The organism is Peribacillus sp. N1 (assembly GCF_054600815.1).
Window position 1 is genome coordinate 609,252 of record NZ_BAAHZO010000001.1, and the last position, 23,682, is coordinate 632,933.

Annotated in this window: 21 protein-coding genes; 16 read left to right on the forward strand and 5 right to left on the reverse strand. The window is 41.5% G+C overall.

Features of this window, described 5'->3' with window-relative positions:
- Positions 1–6: 6 nt before the first annotated feature.
- The 4 genes from ACYP5M_RS02840 to ACYP5M_RS02855 all read right to left on the reverse strand — a co-directional run bounded on the left by ACYP5M_RS02840 (position 7) and on the right by ACYP5M_RS02855 (position 4,433).
- Positions 7–558 carry a RidA family protein gene (locus ACYP5M_RS02840; RefSeq protein ID WP_434169483.1) on the reverse strand — a complete coding sequence of 184 codons (552 nt, stop codon included), beginning with the start codon at positions 556–558 and terminating at the stop codon, positions 7–9.
- Positions 559–786: 228 nt separating this feature from the next.
- Positions 787–1,872, reverse strand: a complete 1,086-nt coding sequence (locus tag ACYP5M_RS02845) for a Ger(x)C family spore germination protein (protein ID WP_434169484.1) — start codon at positions 1,870–1,872, stop codon at positions 787–789.
- A complete protein-coding gene (locus tag ACYP5M_RS02850) occupies positions 1,869–2,960 on the reverse strand; it encodes a GerAB/ArcD/ProY family transporter (RefSeq protein ID WP_434169485.1) in 1,092 nt (363 codons plus the stop codon). The genes ACYP5M_RS02845 and ACYP5M_RS02850 overlap by 4 nt, the downstream gene beginning before the upstream one ends.
- 18 nt (positions 2,961–2,978) lie before the next feature.
- Positions 2,979–4,433 carry a spore germination protein gene (locus ACYP5M_RS02855; RefSeq protein WP_434169656.1) on the reverse strand — a complete coding sequence of 485 codons (1,455 nt, stop codon included), beginning with the start codon at positions 4,431–4,433 and terminating at the stop codon, positions 2,979–2,981.
- A gap of 277 nt (positions 4,434–4,710) precedes the next feature.
- Between ACYP5M_RS02855 and ACYP5M_RS02860 the strand changes: the two genes are divergently transcribed.
- Genes ACYP5M_RS02860 through ACYP5M_RS02870 form a run of 3 tightly spaced genes read left to right on the forward strand, consistent with a single transcriptional unit; the run spans position 4,711 to position 8,340 of the window.
- Positions 4,711–6,165 carry a spore germination protein gene (locus ACYP5M_RS02860; RefSeq protein WP_434169486.1) on the forward strand — a complete coding sequence of 485 codons (1,455 nt, stop codon included), beginning with the start codon at positions 4,711–4,713 and terminating at the stop codon, positions 6,163–6,165.
- Positions 6,137–7,231, forward strand: a complete 1,095-nt coding sequence (locus ACYP5M_RS02865) for a GerAB/ArcD/ProY family transporter (RefSeq protein WP_434169487.1) — start codon at positions 6,137–6,139, stop codon at positions 7,229–7,231. Before ACYP5M_RS02860 ends, ACYP5M_RS02865 begins: the two co-directional genes overlap by 29 nt.
- Positions 7,228–8,340, forward strand: coding sequence for a Ger(x)C family spore germination protein (locus ACYP5M_RS02870; RefSeq protein WP_434169488.1), 1,113 nt, complete (start codon positions 7,228–7,230; stop codon positions 8,338–8,340). The genes ACYP5M_RS02865 and ACYP5M_RS02870 overlap by 4 nt, the downstream gene beginning before the upstream one ends.
- 92 nt (positions 8,341–8,432) lie before the next feature.
- Here the strand turns inward: ACYP5M_RS02870 and ACYP5M_RS02875 are convergent, their stop codons facing one another.
- On the reverse strand, positions 8,433–9,881 hold the full coding sequence (locus ACYP5M_RS02875) for a flavin monoamine oxidase family protein (protein WP_434169657.1): 1,449 nt from the start codon (positions 9,879–9,881) through the stop codon (positions 8,433–8,435).
- Between the two features lie 369 nt (positions 9,882–10,250).
- On the opposite strand from ACYP5M_RS02875, the gene ACYP5M_RS02880 reads away from it, so the two are divergent.
- From ACYP5M_RS02880 to ACYP5M_RS02940, 13 genes are all read left to right on the forward strand, one after another.
- Entirely contained in the window at positions 10,251–11,612 is a 1,362-nt protein-coding gene (locus ACYP5M_RS02880) for a cytochrome ubiquinol oxidase subunit I (RefSeq protein WP_101221965.1), read from the forward strand.
- 17 nt (positions 11,613–11,629) lie between these two features.
- Positions 11,630–12,676, forward strand: coding sequence for a cytochrome d ubiquinol oxidase subunit II (locus ACYP5M_RS02885; RefSeq protein ID WP_249593703.1), 1,047 nt, complete (start codon positions 11,630–11,632; stop codon positions 12,674–12,676).
- A 28-nt stretch (positions 12,677–12,704) separates the two neighbouring features.
- Positions 12,705–13,460 (forward strand): hypothetical protein, encoded by a 756-nt coding sequence (locus tag ACYP5M_RS02890; RefSeq protein ID WP_434169489.1) that lies wholly within the window; start codon positions 12,705–12,707, stop codon positions 13,458–13,460.
- Positions 13,461–13,671: 211 nt separating this feature from the next.
- Complete coding sequence (locus ACYP5M_RS02895; RefSeq protein WP_137019767.1) at positions 13,672–14,283, forward strand: TetR/AcrR family transcriptional regulator; 612 nt, start codon at positions 13,672–13,674, stop codon at positions 14,281–14,283.
- 60 nt (positions 14,284–14,343) lie between these two features.
- Positions 14,344–15,486, forward strand: a complete 1,143-nt coding sequence (locus ACYP5M_RS02900) for an acyl-CoA dehydrogenase (RefSeq protein WP_260357561.1) — start codon at positions 14,344–14,346, stop codon at positions 15,484–15,486.
- A gap of 119 nt (positions 15,487–15,605) precedes the next feature.
- The gene (locus tag ACYP5M_RS02905; protein WP_260357978.1) at positions 15,606–17,243 is read left to right on the forward strand and encodes an AMP-binding protein; all 1,638 of its coding nucleotides are present in this window, start codon (positions 15,606–15,608) and stop codon (positions 17,241–17,243) included.
- A 12-nt stretch (positions 17,244–17,255) separates the two neighbouring features.
- Positions 17,256–18,605 (forward strand): acetyl-CoA carboxylase biotin carboxylase subunit, encoded by a 1,350-nt coding sequence (locus ACYP5M_RS02910; protein ID WP_434169490.1) that lies wholly within the window; start codon positions 17,256–17,258, stop codon positions 18,603–18,605.
- A 30-nt stretch (positions 18,606–18,635) separates the two neighbouring features.
- Positions 18,636–18,848, forward strand: coding sequence for an acetyl-CoA carboxylase biotin carboxyl carrier protein subunit (locus tag ACYP5M_RS02915; protein WP_101221971.1), 213 nt, complete (start codon positions 18,636–18,638; stop codon positions 18,846–18,848).
- Between the two features lie 17 nt (positions 18,849–18,865).
- Positions 18,866–19,765, forward strand: coding sequence for a hydroxymethylglutaryl-CoA lyase (locus ACYP5M_RS02920; RefSeq protein ID WP_459734607.1), 900 nt, complete (start codon positions 18,866–18,868; stop codon positions 19,763–19,765).
- 19 nt (positions 19,766–19,784) lie between these two features.
- Positions 19,785–20,567 carry an enoyl-CoA hydratase gene (locus ACYP5M_RS02925; RefSeq protein ID WP_230176354.1) on the forward strand — a complete coding sequence of 261 codons (783 nt, stop codon included), beginning with the start codon at positions 19,785–19,787 and terminating at the stop codon, positions 20,565–20,567.
- Positions 20,568–20,590: 23 nt separating this feature from the next.
- Entirely contained in the window at positions 20,591–22,120 is a 1,530-nt protein-coding gene (locus ACYP5M_RS02930; protein WP_459734608.1) for an acyl-CoA carboxylase subunit beta, read from the forward strand.
- Positions 22,121–22,315: 195 nt separating this feature from the next.
- Positions 22,316–23,080: an NUDIX domain-containing protein gene (locus ACYP5M_RS02935; protein ID WP_402942662.1), complete on the forward strand. Its 765-nt coding sequence runs from the start codon at positions 22,316–22,318 to the stop codon at positions 23,078–23,080.
- Positions 23,081–23,095: 15 nt separating this feature from the next.
- Positions 23,096–23,647 carry a cysteine hydrolase family protein gene (locus ACYP5M_RS02940; RefSeq protein ID WP_101221976.1) on the forward strand — a complete coding sequence of 184 codons (552 nt, stop codon included), beginning with the start codon at positions 23,096–23,098 and terminating at the stop codon, positions 23,645–23,647.
- Positions 23,648–23,682: the final 35 nt, after the last annotated feature.

Below are 23,682 nucleotides of genomic sequence, written 5' to 3' on the forward strand. Positions count from 1 at the left end.
TATCGCCTATTTATTTGACTTGCTGTTATTTTGATAGGCTACTTCTGCTTCAATCTCAATGAGGAAATCCGGCGAAACCAAACTTTCTACGCCTACTGTTGAACGGGCTGTTTTCACTGGATTTTCTTTTGTATTAAAGAACAGAGCATAGGCATCGAACCAACCTTGATAGTCTGGTTCATCTCCTTTGTTCGGATCTGGCGCGACATACACACGCAGATAGGTTACATCAGCAAGGGAAAGTCCTTTTGTTTTCAAATCTGCTCCTAATTTCTCTAAAATCCCGATTGCCTGCTTTTCTGTATTGCCATATCTCTCATAAGTGGTTTTTCCATCCTTGTTTAAAAGAGGGGCTACTGTTCCGCTAAACAATATCCGGTTATAACTTTGAGGTACAGCAACTGAACTGGAAATCTCAGAAGTTGGGGACCCAAAGAAGGTCACTTTATCCGATTTCAATTCATCTTTTTCGTTATCTGCGGAAGCAACAGAGAATCCTGCGATTAAACTCACACTTAATACTGAGGCAGCGATGATCGATTTCATAGGTGTTTTCATAAAGTCACCTCCTGTTATTTATGTAACAACGATAGGTAAATGATTTGATTCATTTGTGCTGCTTTAGAAGGGACTTTACCTTCTTTTAATAATTCTGCATGAATCCGGCTAACCATGTTTCAAAAGCACCTGCCAGTCAACCAGTTAAATTACTTCTCTGTTCACAATTTGATTTGAAAGTAATTTTCCAATCAGATGAAGAATATTAAATGGCCTATCGATATTTCATCATTCTGAGACCCCGGTTTGGATGATGTTCACTTTAGTTTCTATATTAATGTCCATCACCGGATAAATCTTTTTCCAATGTTCATAGGTCAGTTTTTTATTTTTGGCGTGATATTTTTCCTTAAGGCCAATTGGATCAAGGGATTTTTTCTGAAGATCTTTAATAAGTCGGTTTGCTTGCTTGGTTAAATCAGCTTCCATTTCCTTTTCAATTTTCTTTATCATCTTTCTATTGGTAAGGTTTTCACTTCGCATGGATTCCTTGATTTGTCCTTTAATTTTGATCTTAATCGTGATCGAGGGATTTTTCTCTGAGCCGGATACCTGATAACTTGAACCGCTTCGGATACTTTCCACTACGATATCGCTTTCTTTCTTATCTTTTAATTTGAATTTATATATTCCCCGCCTATGATGCTGAACTAATGTCTTGAAAATGAACATATCATCGGTTCGAACTTTCGTGACCATCTTATTTTCATGAAATAGGGCCACTCCAGAAACAGCAACTTCATTATTAATTAATTTAATTAAAGGAAGATACGAATCACCGCCAGTTTCTAGAGCGTTTCCTAAAAAAAGATGGAGGTTAGTATCGGGTCCGTTCCCCGTTTCATTTTGTTGATTTATCAAATCCGATAAAAAGATTCCAATATTCACATTCGTATTTGGTGGTTTCGTATTTATGACATTCTTGACCTTTCCTTCCACGATGGCCAAAATGACCCTGTTTCCAAGTTGCGGCTCACGGTAGAGATAATCGGTCAGTTCTGTCATTCCGATTTCACGAACCATTTTCTCGCTGAATAAAACGATGCGTGTCTGTCCAAGCATTACCGGCTTATCCGCTTTTTTGGAAACAACAGCCTGGACATCACTTGTTGTCGTCGATGTTCCAGTTAAGATTTGATATTTACCCATCTTGTCCTGTTGGAAGATAGGGATGACGAACATTCCTTCGACATGATCATTCTTAAGTATATCGTAGCCAATGGCTTGGGACATATTGACTTCGTCAACCACCCTTGGCTCGGCACAGCTGCAAAGGAGGGGAAAAGCCAATATAACAAGAAATAATTTTCTCATAAACGTTTCCTCATTTTCTTTATATAAATGACGACCAAAAGAAGAGGCAAGTATAAAGCAACAAAGAGTGCGCCGTATGGATTGATGATTTTACGTAATATATATAGTGAATCGACATCAAAAACAAAAATATTCGTAAGCAGGATTATAATGGACATTCCTAATAATGGATACTTTTGCTGAACATTGAATAAACGCTTGAAACCTCGGCTTGCTGCCCACAAGGATATGGTCATGTTGGGTATGATGACGATGGCCCACCAAGAAACGTCTATATATTCAAATCGTTGAATAAAGGGCAATTCGACAATACTGGTCAATGTCAGTGTCGGCCATATAGTCAGTTCCAACTGTTTTTGTGAATAAAAAACAATTGAAACTAAATAAACGAATACGGTTATTAAGGTTGTTGTTAAGGCCCCTCCATGAGCATATTTTTGTGAAGTTTTAGCATCTTTGATGAACGGATAAAACATAACGATCGTTTCAAAACCAAGCATCGTTAATGAAGTACTTCTGGTTCCTTTCAATATATCCATTAGAGAGTGGTGGAAAACAGGAAGCAAATTGGTGAATTCAGAGTATTTCATGGCATAGAATAGGACAAATAAAAGCCAGTATGTCAAAATGGAGCTTAAAAAGGTAATACCCGTAATCGTTCGGAACCCTCCCGTATTTATATAATAAATCAGGATCAGAAAAACTGAAGCAAACGCCCAAGAAGGTACCTCTTCAAACATCCATACATGTATGACATTTATATAGCTAATCATGACTGTCATCCCTAGGATCAAAAAGTAAAGAATGAATAATAGACTGAAGAAATTCCCGATCCATTTTCCGAATGCATGATTATTGGCAGAAATGATATCACCAGGGACGATACTGAAGATTTTATATATGACCCAAATCATTATATGAACGATCAGGCCGGCTAGTAGTATCGAAATCCAGCCATCTGTTCCCGTTGTCTTCGCTAAAACTCTTTGAAAACTTAAAACGCCTATTCCCGTTTGCATTGAATGCACTAAAAAAAATACATAAAACGGTGACACTTTATACTTTTCATTAACTCCAGCTTGGTTCATATAGGACCCTCATTTAAATCATTCATTAAAATCATTTTTTTTGATTCTTGCTTTTTTGGGCTGCTGTCTGGATATATCATCAGGACGTAAATTTACAGGCCGTGACTTGAAAAGATTTAAAGGAAGCCGAACAAAGCTGTCTTTCCAATCTTGCATGCGAAATGGGTAGATCGGTTCGAGGTACGGGTGTCCCATTGATGTTAATTTGATAAGGTGGGTCATCAAAAACACGGCTGCTATGGTAATGCCGAGCAGCCCCCAAATTTGGGCCCCGATTAAGAAGGGGAACCGCAGCAGCCGAATGGCATTACCCATTTTATAAATGGGAGTAACAAATGATGCCAAGGCCGAGAGGGCAACGATGATCAATAAGATATTACTGGTCAAACCAGCTACAACGGCTGCTTGACCGATAACGATACCGCCTACGATACCTAATGTCTGACCTACCTTTGTTGGCAGCCTAGCAGCAGCTTCCCGTAATAACTCAATGGAAATCTCCAGGAATAATGCTTCGATCAAAGGCTGAAAAGGTATTAAGTTCCTTGAAGTGACGATCGTTTCCAAAAGATCTTTAGGAATCAGTTCATAATGATAGGTCAGCACGGCTACATAAATGGGAGTAGCAAATATGGAAAAAGCGACCGCGAAGATCCTTAATAAACGGAAAGCAGATGCCGGAATCCACGGCATATTATAATCTTCCATCGTGATAAAGTATTCCAACAAAATGGTTGGAGTAATAAGTGCAGAGGATGACCTATCGATTAACAGGGCTACTTTACCTTCAGCCAATGCACTTGCGATGCGATCAGGCCTTTCCGTATTTAGAAAAAGGGGAAACAAGGTATTTGAATTATCATATAGCATTTGTGCGAGATAGGACCCGTCCAATATTTCATCAAACTCTACGTCATTGATCCTTTGGATAACATTATCGACATTTTCCTGATCAACGATTCCTTCTATCGATAAAACTGCCACTTTGGTTTTAGACAAGTATCCCACAGTCATTTCACTTACTTGCAATCCAGGGACAGGAAGTCTTTTTCTGACTAAATTCAGATTGATATCAAGATCCTCGACAAAAGCTTCTTGAGCACTTATGATTCCAAATTCAAGTTCAGGTTTCTCAACTTGTCTTCCTTGTTGGGCCGCAACATTGATTAATAGGCATTCATCAAGATTTCCATCTAAACGAAGTGCAATTTCGCCTCTCATGATTCTTTCTTCAATTACAACCTTGGTTCTAGTAATCAGTGTATTTTCAATAGGAACGTTTTCTTTTATTTGCTCCAAATTTATCGTTTCCAGAGTAGGTATGACAGAAAGAACACTTTCATGAAGTACCTGTGCATCGATCAAAGAGCGATAAAAAGAGACCCAGTAGCCTATGCCATTATATGTTCCTTGATGGTTTATGAAATCATTGGATGAAGATAGAGTATTGAATAGATCCCTTACTTCCGACACTTTATTTAATTCATCATTTTTTTCTTTTGGTTGATTGGGTTTTTTTTTGAACTTTCTGCGGTTAAACAATGCTGTCACCTCTGCACTAAAACTTATTATCCTAGCATTTGCAATTTAATTACAAATTAACCATTTTGGATGCTAATGTCGCTCGCTATAGAAAGGGATATCATTAATAAAATGGTGTAAAAGCTGCCTCCATATCCTGTTCGCATAAAAAAAATGAAAATAGAGGAAACTGATACAAAAAAACCCCATTTAACCAAAGGAGTTCTCCATGAAAAGTAAACCCTTGCATATAAAATTGGATCAAAAACAGGAAAAATTGAAATCTGAATTGAATATGCAGGCTGATGTCGTTTTTAAAGAGGTATTCATTCCCGGTTATGAAATTTCAGGATTATTCGTATTTTTAAATGGAACGATGGATTACCCTGCATTCAATGATATAGTCCTGGATTTATCAGCTGCGCAAGTCGAAACATCGCACCCGGTTTCAATCGAGCAGCTCGTCATTTCCAAAATCTGTTCAGTCAGGGAACAGGATGTTGAAACATATGAAAAAGGCATAGAGTATATTTTTGATGGGAAAACGCTTTTATTTATAGATGGAATTGTAAATGGTTATGTCTTGAATCTGGAAAAGGAAAAAGTTCGTACACTGGGTGAACCTTCAACAGAGAGGGTTGTCAGGGGACCGAAGCTTGGGTTTATCGAAAGTCTTCAAGAAAATATCGGCTTGATAAGGCAATATTCGAACCATCCCAACCTTATCGTCCAACAACAGAAGTTCGGGACGATGGAAAAACGGGAAGTTGCATTGATCTATTATGAAGGAAAAGCTAGCGATTCTTTGCTAAAAGAAGTGAATAAACGGATAAATGAAGTGAAAGCTACTGATCTCCAAGACTCGGGGATGCTCGAGGAATTAATTGAAGATACAGCGTTAACCCCTTTCCCGCAAATCCAAAATACGGAGCGTCCGGATAAAGTATTGGCTGCACTGCAGGAGGGAAGGGTGGTCATCATGGTTGACGGCTCGCCATTTGCGCTGATGGCACCAACGACGATGACGATGTTGCTGCAGTCACCTGATGATTATTATGAAAGGTGGGTAGCGGGTTCTTTTCTACGTATACTTCGCTATTTATCATTATTTGTTACCGTATTTCTTTCAGGGATTTATATCTCCTTAGTATCGTTCAACCCTGGATTGCTTCCGTCAGAACTGGCGATGACGATCGCGGGTACAAGGGAGAACGTTCCCTTTCCGCCGTTTGTTGAAGCTATCATCATGGAATTGACGATTGAACTGCTTCGCGAAGCAGGTATTCGGCTCCCATCGCCCATTGGTCAAACGGTTGGATTGGTTGGCGGGGTCATTATTGGACAAGCGGCAGTTCAAGCCAATATTGTAAGTTCCCTGATGGTCATAATCGTTTCGATCACGACGATTACCTCTTTTACGGTCCCGCAATATAGCTTTGGACTGGCGTTCAGGGCATTAAGGTTCGGGGCGATGATTTTTGCCGCCGTTTTAGGTTTATACGGAACCACATTATTCTTTATCATCGTTATCAGCCATTTGTCAAAATTGACGAGCTTCCAAGAACCTTATTTTCAACCAATGGATTTTATCGGTAAAAAGACCTGGAGAGATGCGTTCCTGCGGTTACCGAAGCGGAAGAAAGGGGGGGATTCTTTTGAGCCAGTCCGACGGCAAAATTCTTAGTGGCGAATTGGCTGCGATCATTTCTTGCAGTATGTTAGGAATTGGAATGCTGACCCTTCCGAGAACGTTAACGGAAAAAATCCATTCGACCGATGGATGGATCGTCTTGATTTTAAATGGGATCGCTATTGCCCTTTTGTTATGCTTATTGGTTGTTCTGTTAAAAAAACATAAGGTCGCTAACTATTACACGTACATGGAGGAGGCATATGGAAAGTGGCTCTCTAAACTTATTGGGTTGGTAGTGGTGGTGTACTTTATAGGCGTGGCCAGCTTTGAAGTTCTTGCGATGAGTGAAATGGTGCGGTTTTATTTGTTGGAGGAAACACCAGTTGAAATCGTGATACTTTCCATGATTTTAGCGAGTGTGCATCTTTTGACCGGCAAAATAAAAGCCATAGCAAAGGCTTGTGTCTTCTTTCTTCCTTTGACAATAGTCATCGTCTTGCTCATTTATTTGTTCAGTCTCAGGATAGTAGAGATAAAAAACCTCCAGCCTGTTCTTGCGAAAGGATTTCTACCTGTCATGAAAGGAATGGGCTCCGGAACTTTGTCTTTTTTTGGAATTGAACTTTTCATCTTTTTGTTTGGCGTCGTTAAAAATCAAAACAAGATAAAAAGTGGCGTTTTAATCGGTTTTTTCATACCGCTGATTTTATATGTGATTACATATGTATTGGTAGTGGCTACACTGACTGTCCCGGAAGTCAAAGCGGTTACTTTGCCAACCATTTCTTTTATTCAGTCCTTTGAAGTAAAAGGGATATTTTTAGAGCGTATGGAACTATTTCTCTTAATCACTTGGATTCTTCAGTTTTTTTTAACACATGCAATTTACTTTTACTTTGCAGCAGAAGGAATGACGAAAATATTTAGCAATTCATATACAACGAACCTTATTGTTTTGGTTCCCGTCGTTTTTCTTCTGGCCAAAATCCCTAAAGATATAACTGGAATTTTAAAAATGAGCGATTTGCTAGGATATCTATTTCCGGTTATATTGATTGGCTTACCAATTATTACATTCGTAATCGTTCAATTGAAAAGGAGTAGAAGAAGCGGATGAAAAGATTATGGTTGATCTTGCTTATTCCTTTGCTTACAGGCTGTTGGGACAGTGAAAATATTGAAGAGTTATCCCTTGTAGTTGGAGTGGGGATCGATAAAAGCAAAAAGAAGGACGAAATCATGTTAACACAGCAAATTCTGGTGCCTCCAGGAAATAGTGTTCAGGAGAATCAGGCCCAACAAAAATATAAAAATGTTACCGTCAGTGCCAAAACACTTCATGAAGCAATTAGGGATTCTTTACTCATAACCAATACGGTATTAACCAATCATCAGCGTATCATCCTTATTAATGAAGATGTATTAAGGAAAATCCCGATGGAAGCGATCATTAATCAGTCAATACGCGATAATAATACAAGGAGAAGCTGTCATGTTTATTTAACAAAGAGACCGACAAAAGAAATTTTGGGACGATCCGAAGATGGGGAGATCCCTTCGAATGTAATCTATGAATTGAAAGATAATGAGAACAGAACGAATAAGATACTTCCGCCTTTAACACTGGGCAAAGCATCCTCAAATTTGCAGTCAGATGGAAGCTTTGCCATTCAGGCCGTTGATATTAGGGGTGGGAAATTAATTTTGGAGGGTGCAGGGGTGATCAACAATTCAAAGTTGGTCGGGGTCATGAATGATGAAGATATTGCTGCATTAAATTGGTTGAACGGAGAAGTAAAGGGCGGAATAATCGAAGCGGTCCAACACGGTAAGCCTTTAAGTGTCGAAGTGATCAATAGGACAAGGAGGAAAATCACGACGGAATTGAACGGTGATCATTTGACGATCAATATTGAGGTCGGGTACACAGGAAGACTTTCGGAAGATTGGTATGGTAAGGAGAATTCTTTTGAAAAAGCCTATTTAAAAGAGGTTGAGCGTATTGCCGAGGATGAAGTGAAAAAGGATGTAAGGAAAATCGTATATAAATTACAGCATGATTATAAAACAGGGGTAGCAGGATTGTATCGTTATGTGCAAAATCAGCATCCAAAGTTTTGGGAGAAAAATAAGAATAAATGGGACGAAGTTTTCAGTAAAGCCGATATTAATTATGAAGTGGACATAAGGATTGTAGACTTTGGTTCAAAAGGAGGGATAAAGTGAATGATCATAAGAAGAAAAACCTTCCAAATGGAAGGTTCTTCTGTCGATGCACTTAAGTTATCGTTTATTTAATAGCCAAAGAAAAGGAACAGTCAAGGCAGACCGAACGTTCTTGGCAAATTCGTCACTTCATGTGCAACCCTGATGCCGGATTGAATGGCTCCTTCAATCCAAGCAGGTACGGTTGATGTATGCTCACCTGCGAAGTGGACCCTTCCTTCAGGGGTTGGGATGTATGGAAACAAGTCCGTCTCCTGACCAGGTTTAAACATGGAGAAAGCGCCGTAGGAATACTGATTCAGTGTCCAGCTATAAGAAGCTCCTGATAAAAAATGATCATATACTTGTTTTCCATGGATCACTGCCAAATTTTTCAATGCGTGTTGTATACGATCATTTTCTGGAAGTATATCCCATAAAGTGGCGTCATCTTCCCATGTATAACTTGCTAGAATGATACCGGATTCACTCTGGTTACTAGTTTGGCTGGGGTAATAAGAAAATCTAATAGGTAAATCGGTCGTCAATTTACCGCCGAAGATTCCTTCCTTTTCCCAAAACCTATGCGTGAACTGGAGTCCAATTTTTGTGGAAGCGGCATAATGGAGTTCCCTTATTGCCTTCCACTTATTATGGGAAAAGGAATTCCGGGGTTCAATATCTATAAATTGCAGCAATTGAAGTGGGATCGTCACGATGGCAAGATCACCAGTAACCGTTAAGGGGTTTTGGCTTTGAGTATGTTTGGAATGGATGGTGACTTGATTATCATGTTGGATGATCTTTGTCACTTCATATCTGAAGTTTAAATTATCCTTCAATTCCGGTAGAAAGGCATTTGGAAGCCGGTCGTTTCCTCCGTCGATTGCATAAAATTCTATGTCTGGATTAAAGAGCGGCATCAGCTCCCGAAGTATGGCAGGAAAAGAAAGTTCCGGGAATCCTTCTAAACCCATCAGGACTTTGATGCTTTCAATCGCCCCTGTTGAAAGACTGATTCCGACTGGATTGTACTGTAAAAAGAAGCTCATGGAATACTTATCAAACTCTTTAATGACTATTTCCCAATTTCTGCGTGGGTTTTGAATGATGAAGTCAGTCACAGGCTTAATTGCCATGTTGAGTAATTCTTCAGCTGTTTTACCTCTTTCATGTGGAGCTACAGGGTACCTAAGTATATCCGGGTTCCGTTGGTATATGGCAGCGGTCGTCTTAATTCCATTGGCATAAATGGGGTCATTAGGAGTGGCATTCACAAAAGTGTTGACACGTAAACCATACTTCTTGATGTATTCAGCAACTAAGTAATGATAATTCGGAATGCGCATGGCACCGGCTTCAAGGTAGGAACCTTCTGAAAATGGCTCCCGAATGGTTAAAACACGCCCTCCGACCCGCCCGGTTGCTTCCAATATCGTTACTTCGTGCCCCGCTTGTTTTAAAAGCGATGCTGCAACCAACCCAGACATGCCGGCACCAATGATAATGATTTTTTTGGGGATTGGGGAAGGCCCCAGGCCATTTCTGATCACAGCAAGCATTTGATCGGGTGATAGCGGATCTTTGAAAAAGGACAAAGTGTTTTTCTCCTCTCTTGTTACACTTTCTATATGGGATTTACGCTATCTTATTCCTATAGGGTCACCTTTTATGAAGAATCTTCAATAATTTGTCATCTAAATGCTTAGTGAAATTTTATTAGCGCATTGCTGAAATCCACGTAATATATATCAAAAATAACCTCGATAGAATATCTGATAAACAATCAACTAAAAACATCATTAAGTAAAATTAAGTAAAAAGCTGACCTTCTGTAAAACCTATGAAAACTTAGTTTGTGGAATATTATTAAATATTTTCCTTTCTAGAGGAGATACTACCAAGAGACAAAGGTTAGAAAGGAAGACAGTATGGATCATATACAAATGGCCCGTGCGATGTTCGGGACGAATATGGCTGTACATATCATATTTGCAACGATCGGCGTCGGGTTGCCGATGATGATGTTGGCAGCGGAATTGATGTATCAAAGGACAAAGGATTTACAGTATGTCGTCATGGCTAAACGCTGGACGAAAACATTAGGGGTTCTGCTTGGGGTCGGCATTCCGACTGGTACGATTGCTGGTGTACAGCTGTCACTATTATGGCCGGGGTTCATGGAAGTGATTGGACGTGTCATGGCGCTTCCATTCCAGATCGAGATTTATGCATTCATGGTTGAAGCGCTGTTCATGTCAATCTACGTGTATGCTGCTGAAAAAATCAAGCCATGGGCCCGGATCGTGAGTTTATTCTTTGTTGCATTCGGAGCATTGGCTTCGGCTGTATTGATTTCGAATGTCCATGCTTTTGAGGGGACACCGGCTGGGTTCCGGTTTGAAAATGGGGAGATCGTCGATGTCGATCCTTGGGCGGCATTTTTCAACCCAAGTTTCTTGGTGACGGCGGGACATACGGCCCTGACTGCTTATACTACAGGCGCTTTTGTCGTAGCATCCGTTGCAGCCTATAAGATGCTGAAAAATAAATATGGCACTGCTGAATTTAACTTTCACCAAAAAGCACTGAGACTCAGTATTGTATTGGGTTTGGTTTTTTCTTTTTTGACGGCATTGAACGGTCATGCGACTACACAGCATTTATATAGGGAACAGCCGGAAAAACTGGCGGCGGCAGAAGGGTTGTTTGAAACACAGGACCATGCCGGACTTACCTTGTTTGGTTATACCGATAGGGAAGCACAGGAAGTGAAGTATGGGATTGAATTCCCATGGTTATTAAGCTTTCTATCTGGTAATAGCTTTGATACGGTCGTGACCGGTTTAAACGATTTTCCGGAAGAGTATTGGCCCCCGCTTTATGTCCATATCTTGTTCAACGCCATGGTCATCATTGGTTCAGGCTTAATCGCGTTGGCACTGTTTGGATTGGTATGGAATAAATGGCTGAAAAAGGAGACATATCCGAAATGGATTCTTTGGCTGTTTGTTGCGTCAGGGCCGCTTTCTGTGATTTCAATTGAATGCGGTTGGATTTTTGCCTGTACAGGCAGACAGCCATGGACGATATACAGGATGCTGACCACGGAGGATTCTGTCACTTCGTACGAAAACCTTGGATTTTTATTCACGATGTTCATTATTGTATATATCATTTTATGCGTTTCTGTCGTGTTTACACTTTTGTATTATTTCAAACGTCATTCCGTGATGGATGATATATATAAGGCCGAACAGAAAGATGTTAGGCTTTTCGATTCAAATTCATAAAAGGGGGGGGAAGGCGAATGAGTGATGCTCTTCTTGCAATAACACTGGTCTGGGGCTTTATTTTTCTTTATGCCATCATGGCCTCTATGGATTTCGGCGCTGGCTTCTGGGCAATGACTTACATTAAAAAGGAAGAAACGAATGCTACCAAGATCGCAAATAGCTATTTATCACCAACTTGGGAAGTGACTAATACTTTTGTCGTTGGTCTTGTCATTGCGATTTACAGTTTATTTCCAGGTGCGGTTTTCCCGATAGGGGTAGCCTTGATCGTTCCTGCAAGCCTGATACTTGTCCTGCTATGTATTAGGAGTGCTTTCTTGGTTTTCTCGCATAGCGTAGACAAATATGAAAAAGCGTTAACGTATATTTCAGGATTGACGGGATTGATCATACCCGGGCTATTAATCAGCGTATTGCCAATCACCCACCTTGGATTTGTTGAAGGTGTAAGAGGAAATGAAGAATTGAATCTATCTAAACTATTCACGAGTCCAAATGAGTATGCATTTGTGGGGTTCGGAATTATGAGCACGCTTTTTTTATCATCTTTGCTCCTGTCCGATTACTCAAAACAGGCCGATGAAATGAAAGCATACAAAATATATCGCAGAGATGCGATGATAACGGGCCCGCTTATGTTGGTCATGGCTTTGTTGGTTATGCTCACGTTAAGAAACGAAGCGAATTGGATCTACCAAGGAATGATGAAAAACTCTGGATTGTTATTCGTCTCGCTCATTTTTTTCATCATTAGCGGGATAGCACTGTACTTACCCTATTTTTCTAAGCAGGAGGTTAAAGGGATGCCTCGCCTCGCTGTAATAGCGATCATCATACAGTATTTAATCGGAAGCTATGTTTATGGTATCGCACATTTACCTTATATCATATATCCAAATGTCACGATTCTTTCAGGATTTACCGATCCAACCTCATTCCGGGCCGTGTTTGCCACTTATATCGTGGGCTTTGCGATATTAGTGCCAGGGTTCTATTATTTCTGGTCCATCTTCATGAAAGATCAGCGTCGAAAGTTCAAACGGCGACAAATGTCAAATTAGTTCATCTTTGAAAAGCGAGGTTATCACTATGAAAAAGTTAGATCTGCTAAAATATGCGGTTTTAGTCATCTCACTATTTTTGAGCTATCAAGCGGTTGAAGCCCATGATAAAAATTTTCAGGTAGATGGCACATATATTTCAACAAAAAGAGATGTAACAGGTGACCAGAAAATAGACATCATCCAGGTTCAGGGACTGCCATTTGAGGAAGGAAGCAAGTTTCTGAAGAAAATTGAGTTAAGTGTGGAAAGCAATCGCCATACAATCAGCGTCCCGCTTGAAGCTGGGTATACTCCAGACCTAAAGGTGGCGGACTTGAATAATGATGGAGTCCAGGATGTATTGGTCACGATTTTGATGGAAGGCAGAGAGCGGTTGATATCCAGTTACGCCTATACGTTCAAGGATGGAAAAGTAAAGGAACTGGAAGTCCCTCCATCCGTTCCCGTAATAGCACAATTTCTTGACGGATACAAAGCGGAAATCATTATCGAAGGTCAAAAACCTGTGGTGATAGATGTCAGTTCCAGAAAACAAGCGTATGATGAATTGGGCATTTATCAAAATGGAAAACTAAATGAACCGACTGAGCTTTTTGTTGATCCATACTCCTCATTGGATCTCAAGACAGTTTTTGGAAAAGGAAAAGCACTTATGGGAGTCCAAAACGTAAAAGGTTCAGATGAACTTGTTCCGATTTTGAAGATTAAATCAGTATGGAAGTATGACAATGGATGGCAGCTTGTAAAAGCACAGGTTAAACCGGTCAAGGGTAGTGAATGACAATATGTATCGCATGCATTACTAAATAAAGTAGGTTGACAGCTCTTGGTTTTGAGGGCTGTTTTTTTATTGATAATTAAAAATTGACAATTTTTAAATATTTGGTAAAATCTAAATAAATCCAGTTAACTACATAACCACATCTTCTTTATGTCGTTAAATGTAAGCGGATACAAGAAGGAGGTGCAGTCTTACGGAGTTAAAAGAAAAAATAATTGAAACATCGTTGACGCTCTTCGATCAGCATGGTTTTCATGGTGTCTCCGTTAACGAAATCGTTAAGGCTTGCGGAACTAGCAAGGGAGGTTTTTATCACCATTTCTCTTCCAAAGATGAACTTTTATTTGTCATCCATGATTACTTTATTTCATATGTTTTAACAAAAGCACAGGAAGCCATCTCAGAAAGTACCCATCCAACAGAAAAAATGCAAAAGATCATTCAATCATTTGTTAAAGTTTTTGACCTCTATAAACCACACATCTCAGTTTTCTATCAAGAAAGCATTTACTTAAAACCGCCCTATGTTGAAGCAATCAAAAAAAAGCGCCAAATGTATAAAGAAATCATTTTTTCCGTTATCAAAGAAGGTATTGACAAGGGAGTATTCCGCAGCGAATTGCCAGTGGAAATTACCGGAATGTCAATTCTGGGCATGGTGAACTGGTCCTACAAATGGTACAAAAGGGACGGTGGAAAAACGATAGATGAAATCGGTGATATTTACGTAGATTTAATTCTGAATGCCCTATTGATAGATAAACAAAAAGAAGCGGAAATCACGCAGCCATTTTTACTGAAGAACCAAGTTGTTATGGATTAAACTATAAATTTGATTTGTACAGACCAACTAGTCGGTCTCAATAGAAAGGGGAATGAATATATGGATTTTTCACTTACAAAAGAACAGCAGATGATTAAGGAAATGGTTAGGGAATTTGCCGAAAAGGAAATTAAACCCATTGCTATAGAGTTGGATGCAAAGTCCATGTTTGCGGAGGATGTATTCAAAAAAATGGGGAAACTCGGGTTGCTTGGAATTCCGTTTCCCGAAGAATATGGCGGTTCGGGCGGAGATACGGTTTCGTATGCCATTGCAGTTGAAGAGGTTGGAAAGGCATGCGGGGGAACCGGCTTAAGTTATGCAGCAGCCGTTTCGCTCGGGGCAAGTCCAATTTACTACTTTGGAACCGAAGAACAGAAGCAAAAATATCTGGTTCCAATCACGACCGGTGAAACCCTGGCAGCTTTCGGGTTAACAGAGCCTAATGCTGGTTCCGATGCTGGCGGTACTAGAACTACTGCCGTGTTGGAGGGTGATGAATATGTGATTAATGGCGAGAAAACATGGATAACAAATGCCAGCTATTCAAGAACGGTTACCGTCACGGCTGTATCGGGCAAAGATTCCAAGGGCAAAAATATCATCTCGGCATTCATTGTGCCAACCGATACCCAAGGGCTGACGATAAATAGCAATTATGAAAAAATGGGAGTTCGAGCCTCCAATACTTGTGAAATCATTCTGGATAATGTCCGGGTGCCAAAGGAAAATTTACTGGGAGATCCAGACAAAGGGTTCAAACAATTCTTATTCACGCTTGATGGAGGAAGGATTTCCATTGCTGCTTTGGCCGTCGGTATCGCCCAGGCTGCCTTTGATAGAGCTTTAGCTTTTTCAAAAGAGCGCGTTCAATTCGGTAAAACCATATCCAATTTCCAGGCCATTCAATTCAAGCTTGCAGACATGGCGATGGAAATTGAATTGGCGAGGAATATGGTATATAAGGCTGCATGGTTAAAAGACAATAAAAAACCTTTTGCAAAGGAAGCGGCATATGCCAAGCTTTTTGCAAGTGAGACCGCGTTCCGGTCCAGCAATCAAGCTATTCAAATACACGGCGGCTCTGGTTACATGCGTGAATATGAGGTGGAGCGCTATTTAAGAGATGCTAAGTTATTGGAGATTGGTGAAGGTACATCCGAAATTCAAAGACTCGTTATCGCAAGGCAATTAGGCTGTTAATCTTTACGGAACGTAAAATGAACAACTTTGGTTCATTTTGGTGAAAAGCAGATGTTATCTATACAGCAAAAAGCGTTCATTCTTACTTTTATTTGATTAGGAGGAGTTTGATGTCTGATTTGCTAGATGTTACTATCGGGAAACTGCTTGAAAGGACAGCTGAACAATATGGTGATAATGAAGCGGTTGTGTACCATGAGCTAGGCCTGCGCCATTCCTATCGCGAATTTGAAAAGATTTGCCGAAAGGCTGCCAGGGCGTTCATGTCACTAGATATAAAAAAGGGCGAACATATCGCCATTTGGGCATCCAATAAACCGGAATGGCTTATATCCCAATTTTCGACCGCGAAAATGGGCGGAGTGCTGGTAACGGTCAATACTAATTACCGTACAAGTGAACTGGAATACCTGCTCAAGCAATCCGATTCGACGACGATCATCCTGATGGAACAATATAAGGATCATTCATATATAGATACGCTGTACGAAATCGTTCCTGAATTGAAAAATGCAGAACCAGGAAAATTACAATCTGAGAAACTGCCAAAATTGAAAAATATCATCGTTTTAGGTGAAAAGCGTTATCCCGGAACGTTTTCGTGGGATGAAGTCATTAGCAGGAGCGAATCCGTTTCGGAGGAATCGCTGGACATGAGGATGGAGGAATTGGCTCCCGGTGATGTGATTAATATGCAATATACATCAGGGACGACAGGATTTCCAAAAGGAGTGATGCTGACTCATTCCAACTTGGTCAATAACGGATTGAATGTCGCGGAATGCATGAAGCTTACCGAAGCTGACCGGCTTTGCATCCCGGTTCCGTTTTTTCATTGTTTCGGCTGTTCCCTTGGCACGATGGCCTCTGTTTCAGTAGGGGCAACAATGGTGCCAATCGTGGAATTTAACCCACGCGTTGTCCTTCAGACGGTTGAAGCTGAAAAATGTACGGGGCTTCATGGTGTTCCGACGATGTTCATTGCTGAACTTAATCTCGATGACTTTGACCAGTATGATTTAAGTTCGTTACGGACTGGTATCATGGCAGGCTCCACATGTCCGATCGAAGTCATGAAAAGCGTGGTGAATAAGATGGGCATCTCGGAAATTACGATTACTTATGGTCAAACGGAATCTTCTCCAGGAATTACGATGACAAGAACGGACGATCCGATCGAACTTCGTGTTTCTTCAGTTGGAAGGGCTTTGCCGAAAGTGGAAGTGAAAATTGTCGATCCAGCTACAGGGGAAGAAGTCCAGCGGGGCAAACAGGGTGAACTCTGTTCTAGGGGTTACCATGTAATGAAGGGATATTATAATAACCCGGAAGCCACTGAGCAGGCGATTGACCGGGAAGGCTGGCTTCATACGGGAGATTTGGCGGTGATGGATGAAAGGGGTTATTGCAAGATTACAGGCCGGCTGAAAGATATGATCATTCGCGGAGGGGAAAATATTTACCCCCGTGAGATTGAAGAATTCCTCTATCAACATCCTGCAATTGTCGATGTCCAGGTACTCGGCGTTCCTGATCAGAAGTACGGGGAAGAGGTAGCGGCATGGATCATTTTGAAAGCAGGAGAAACTCTTACGGAGAAAGAATTGATAGAGTATTGCAAAGGGAAAATATCTTTTCATAAAATTCCCCGTTACATTCAATTTACCGATGCTTATCCAATGACTGCATCCGGAAAAATCCAAAAGTATAAGCTTCGGCAACAAACTCTTGACCTACTATCGGAACGCACTAAATAAGGAGGATATCGAATGATTCGAAAAATTCTTATCGCAAACAGGGGAGAAATAGCATCACGCATTATTCGTACGTGCAGGAAGCTGGGGATACATACTGTCGCCGTCCATTCGGAAGCAGATTCGGATTCGCCATTTGTGGGATTGGCGGATGAGGCATATTTATTGGGTGGCCCGAGAGTACAGGAAAGCTATTTAAACGTCAATAAGATTTTGGAAATAGCTAAGGAAACCGGAGTGGATGCCATTCATCCTGGATATGGATTTCTTAGTGAAAATGCAGATTTCGCACGTTCATGCGAAGAAGCCGGCTTGATATTCATTGGTCCCAAACCTGAGATCATCCAGCAGATGGGCAATAAAGTCGAGGCGAGGAAAAAGATGGAGCAAGCGGGACTTCCATTGGTGCCTGGATTTTCACGTCCGTTAATTGATAGTGCAGAGGCGGCAGCCGTTGCCGAAAAAATTGGCTACCCAGTCATGTTAAAAGCAGCAGCAGGCGGCGGGGGAATCGGCATGCAGGCGGTTGCTAATGAAGATGAACTTACCAAAGCCTTCGAAGGGAATCAAAAACGTGCCCAATTGTTTTTTGGCAATGGAGATATGTTCATAGAAAAATTGATTGAGAAGCCTCGTCATATCGAAATTCAGGTATTGGCGGATTCCTTTGGGAATGCTGTTTACTTATGGGAAAGGGAATGCTCCGTTCAAAGGCGCCACCAGAAGGTCGTGGAAGAGGCTCCATCTTCTTTCCTTGACGAAGAAACAAGAAACAGGATGGGAATGGCTGCAGTGAAAGCAGTAAAATCCATCGGTTATAGCAATGCGGGCACCCTCGAATTTTTAGTTGATGCAGATAAAAACTTTTATTTCCTGGAAATGAATACACGCCTTCAGGTAGAGCATCCTGTCACCGAAGAAATTACGGGACTGGATTTGGTTGAACAGCAAATTAAAGTTGCCTCTGGCGACAAATTGGAATTCACGCAAAGTGAGATTAAACAGGATGGACACTCCATTGAAGTGCGCATATATGCTGAAGATCCGAAAACCTTTTATCCAGCACCGGGGAAAATCACAAGCATGGAACTTCCGGAAGGGGAAGGGATCCGTCATGAATTGGCTGTTCATGGAACTTCGGTCGTATCCCACTTTTATGATCCGATGATCGCCAAATTGGTGGTGAGCGGTGATTCAAGGGATAAAGCGATCGAGAGATTAAGAGAAGCGCTCGCAAGCTATAAAATTGAAGGAATTAAAACAAACCTTCCTTTGCTGATGGAAATCATTTCTCATGAAGCTTTTTCCCAAGGAGATACGACTACGGATTTCATTGCAAAATATATAAAAAAACTGACTGTATAAATAAAACATAATGATCAGGAGGAATGTAAGATGACAGAATTAAAGGCAAGCATGGCAGGAAGCGTTTGGAAAATCGTAGCGAACGAGGGGCAAAGTGTAACAGACGGACAGGATATCATTATCTTGGAATCTATGAAAATGGAAATCCCCATTGCAGCCGAGGAAGCTGGCACCATTAAAGAACTTAAAGTGAATGAGGGGGATTTCGTGAATGAGGGCGACGTTTTGGCCGTCATTGAATAAGGGGACGGAGGGGTAAGATGAATTGGCCTGAAAAAGTGACAATTAAGGAAGTGGGTCCGCGTGACGGACTGCAAAATGAAAAGGTCATGATACCTGCAAAAAGCAAAATAGATTGGATCGATCAGCTCTCTGATACAGGTTTATCTTATATAGAGGTGACTTCTTTCGTCCATCCAAAGTGGATTCCCCAATTGAGTGATGCTGCCCTGGTGGCTAAGGGAATTAAGCGCAATCCCGGTATCACTTATGCGGCCCTTGTACCCAATCAAAGGGGACTGGAGTCGGCTCTAGAAGCCAATATCGATGAAATTTCCGTGTTCATGTCATCCAGTGAAACGCATAATCTTAAAAATATCAATAAGTCGATTTCCGATACCTTTCCAATAATGAAGGATGTTATCGGGACAGCAGCTAACAGCGGGAAAACGGTTAGGGGCTATATTTCAACCGTTTTCGGCTGTCCTTATGAAGGGGAGGTTTCGACCGAACAGGTTTTCCGTGTTTGTGATCAACTTTTTGAATATGGAATCAATGAAGTCTCATTGGGTGATACCATTGGGGTCGCTTCTCCAAGACAGGTTGCACTGTTCCTGGAACAAGCTGTAAAAAGATATGATATAAGCCGGATTGCCCTCCATTTTCATGATACAAGGGGAATGGCACTCGCAAATGTTCTAGAATCACTTAATTATGGTGTGGACACTTTCGACTCTTCGCTCGGAGGTTTAGGAGGATGCCCGTATGCACCAGGTGCGAGCGGAAACGTGGCAACGGATGACCTAATTCATATGCTACATAAAATGGGAATTCACACGGGAATCAACCCAGAAAAACTAATGAAGGCTGCGGCCAAGATGCAGAGCTTTTTAGAAAAACCATTGCCAAGCCATCAGATGGCTGTTTATAACGCACAATAAGAGAAATTGAGGTGAAATTATGACTTCATTAGTTGAAATAAGTACTGAGGAAAAGGGAATTGCCCTCGTGACTTTGAATCGGCCGGATGCTGCTAATGCCTTATCCACAGAATTGCTTCATTGCTTGGTTGAAGGGCTGGAGGAATTGAAAAGTGATTCCAATTTACGAACAGTCATTATAACGGGGGCAGGTGAAAAGGCGTTTTGTGCAGGTGCGGACCTTAAGGAACGAGCAGGTATGAATGAGGATAAAGTCAGGGAGACAGTCAAGTTGATTGGAGATACGATTACGGCTGTAGAAAACCTTCCAGTTCCGGTCATCGCCGCGATTAACGGTTCGGCTTTTGGCGGAGGGCTGGAGTTGGCACTCGCTTGTGACATACGAATCGCATCGGAAACGGCGAAGGTGGGACTGACAGAAACATCGTTAGGCATCATCCCAGGCGCCGGCGGTACTCAGCGCCTGCCGCGGATAGTTGGAATGCCGACAGCGAAAGAACTGATTTATACGGCAAGGAGATTGGATGCAAAAACGGCACATGCCTTGAAAATCATCAGTCATGTATATTCACCCCAGCATTTACTTGAGGAAGCGAAAAAATTGGCTAAGGAAATTGCGGTCAATGCCCCATTGGCACTAAGGGCTGCAAAAGCGGCAATCAATCAAGGGGCTGAGACTGACTTGAAAACAGGATTGCAAATTGAAAAAGACTGCTATCAGACAACTTTAAAAACCCGTGACCGACTGGAGGGTCTGTCAGCATTCAAGGAAAAGCGCAAACCGGTATTTAAGGGCCAATGATTTCAATTGAAGGAGGAACAGGGATGGTAACGACGGATAAACTAACCGAAACGGTTGAGACGATTAAAAAAGGCGGTTTAGAAAAATATCATCAAAAAAACGCTGAAAAAGGAAAGCTTTTCGTACGTGAACGGCTCGAGCTGCTTTTCGATGAAGGGGTTGAAATAGAGGACGCTTTCTTTGCTAACTGTGCCAGTGATGGTCTGCCTGCGGATGGTGTGGTTACAGGCATCGGGAAAATCAATGGTCAGAGGGTCTGTGTCATGGCCAATGATTCGACAGTAAAAGCTGGTTCCTGGGGAGCAAGGACCGTCGAGAAAATCATTCGCATTCAGGAAACAGCTGAGAAGTTACAGCTGCCCCTTCTTTATTTAGTCGATTCTGCCGGGGCACGAATTACAGATCAAGTAGAAATGTTTCCGGGACGCCGCGGAGCAGGACGCATCTTTTACAACCAAGTAAAGTTATCAGGAAAAGTCCCTCAAATTTGTCTATTGTTCGGTCCGTCTGCCGCCGGCGGGGCATATATCCCAGCTTTTTGTGATATCGTCGTAATGGTTGATGGCAATGCATCCATGTATTTAGGTTCACCGAGAATGGCAGAAATGGTCATTGGCGAAAAGGTGAGTGAAGAGGAAATGGGCGGGGCGAAAATGCATTGTTCCGTTTCAGGATGCGGGGATGTGCTTGTCAAGTCAGAAGAAGAATCGATCGCGTTCGCGCGCAGGTACTTAAGCTATTTTCCAGGAAATTATCAAGAAAGGCCTAAAAGCGTAAAACCTGAGCTGCCTGCGGATTTCGAAAAAACGTTGGAAGAACTGATTCCTAAAAATCAGAATGCAGCCTTCAATATGTATGACCTGATCGATAGGATTATAGACAGGCAATCGTTTTGTGAAATCAAGAAGCTATTTGCCCCTGAATTAATCACTGGACTTGCAAGACTAAATGGACAAACGATAGGGATCATAGCCAATCAACCGCGTGTCAAGGGCGGCGTCCTGTTCCATGATTCAGCTGATAAGGCAGCCAAGTTCATCAATTTATGTGATGCTTTCCATATACCGTTGTTGTTCCTGGTGGACATTCCAGGATTCATGATCGGGACTAAGGTCGAACGGGCAGGGATCATTCGCCATGGTGCAAAAATGATTTCGGCCATGAGTGAAGCCACGGTTCCCAAGATTTCTGTCATTGTCCGTAAGGCCTATGGTGCTGGACTATACGCGATGGCCGGTCCAGCTTTTGAACCGGACTGCGTTCTGGCCTTACCGACGGCATTGATAGCGGTCATGGGGGCAGAAGCTGCGGTCAATGCAGTCTATGCCAATAAAATCAATGCAATGGAACCAGAAGAGCGCCCTAAATTCATCGAACAGAAGCGTAATGAGTATAATGAAGACATCGATATTTACCGCTTAGCCTCCGAGATGATTGTTGATGGCATCATCCAGCCAAATGACCTGCGTGATGAATTGAGCACCCGCTTTGAAGCGTATAGCAGTAAGCAATTGACATTTACCGATCGTAAACATGGGGTCTATCCCGTTTAAAGAAATCGATAAACAAGCCCGGTCATCATGACCGGGCTTGTTTTCATGTAATAAAAATAAATGATTATTTAAATAATTAGAAAATTTTTCTGATTTAGAGTTGCTAAATCACACAAGGAAGAGTACTATAATTAGTAATTAATGATTTACTAATTACTTGAATTCCATACTTAGTGAAAGAAAGTGAGAGTTGCCATGGCTCAGCAGGAAAAAAAGAAATATATTACACCAGATGGATACACAGCAGATATTGCGATCTTTACTATTACAACAAAGAAAACGGCAGAGAAAGCTCCGCCTGAAATGTTTTTGAAGCTATTATTAATCAAACGCGCCACAAAAGATAAGGAAGGAAGCCCTAATGTTGAAGGAGATAAATGGGCTTTACCCGGAGGTTTTGTCAATGCTGGCGAGACTGCCTATGAAGCAGCCAAACGAGAATTGAAAGAAGAAACGGGCGTAGCTGGATTCCATGTCAAGCATTTCGGGGTTTATGACCGGCCAGGACGAGATCCCAGGGGGTGGATCATTTCCAATGCTTTTTATGCCATTGTCCAGGAAGAGTTTCTTCATCAAAGAAAAGCGAATGACGACGCAGCCGAGGTTGAATTGTTCACGATTCAGGAAGCCTTACAATTAGATCTTGCATTCGATCATTATACAATTATTAACGATGCGATGAATTTAATGAAAAAAGAAATGGTGCAAACGACGATAGCCCAAAAATTCCTGCCGGATGAATTTACACTTTCTGAGCTGCAACGGGTTTTGCTGACAGCCAGAGATGATGCAAAAATCAGTGCAGACTCACTTTTTTATGCAAAAGCCCCGAAGCTCCCGTTTCTGGAAAAAGTCTTGGATGAAAAGGGAATGCATAAGAAAACGAAACGGAATTCGTATCGGCCTTCACAGCTTTACCGATTTAATGCAGAGGTTGTCATGGACTCTATTTACTATTGAGGGGGAATTGATGATATGGGGAAAAAGGCATTGATCAATATAGATTATACGTATGACTTCGTGGCAGATGGGGGTTCCTTGACCTGCGGGAAGCCAGGTCAGGATATCGAGAAGGAATTAGTCAATATAACCAGGGATTTTATAAAAAGCGGCGAATATACGGTATTCGCGATTGATTTACATGAAGAAGGAGACCGCTTACATCCCGAATCGAATTTGTTTCCACCGCATAATATTAGCGGTACAATGGGTAGAGACCTATACGGGGCGTTAAAAGAGGAATATGAAACTAATAAAAATCAAAAGAATGTTCATTATATAGATAAAACACGTTATTCGGCCTTTGCAGGGACGGACCTTAATATCCGCCTGCGGGAACGTCACATCACCGATGTATATTTAGTCGGGGTTTGTACAGATATCTGTATTTTGCATACGGCAATCGACGCTTATAATCTAGGCTATAATATCTTTGTATATGAAAATGCAGTGGCCTCGTTCAATGATGCCGGTCACCATTGGGCGCTTGGACATTTTAAAGGATCTCTTGGAGCAACCATTCTATAATATCCATTCAAGCAACAGAATAGAAGGGAAGCGAT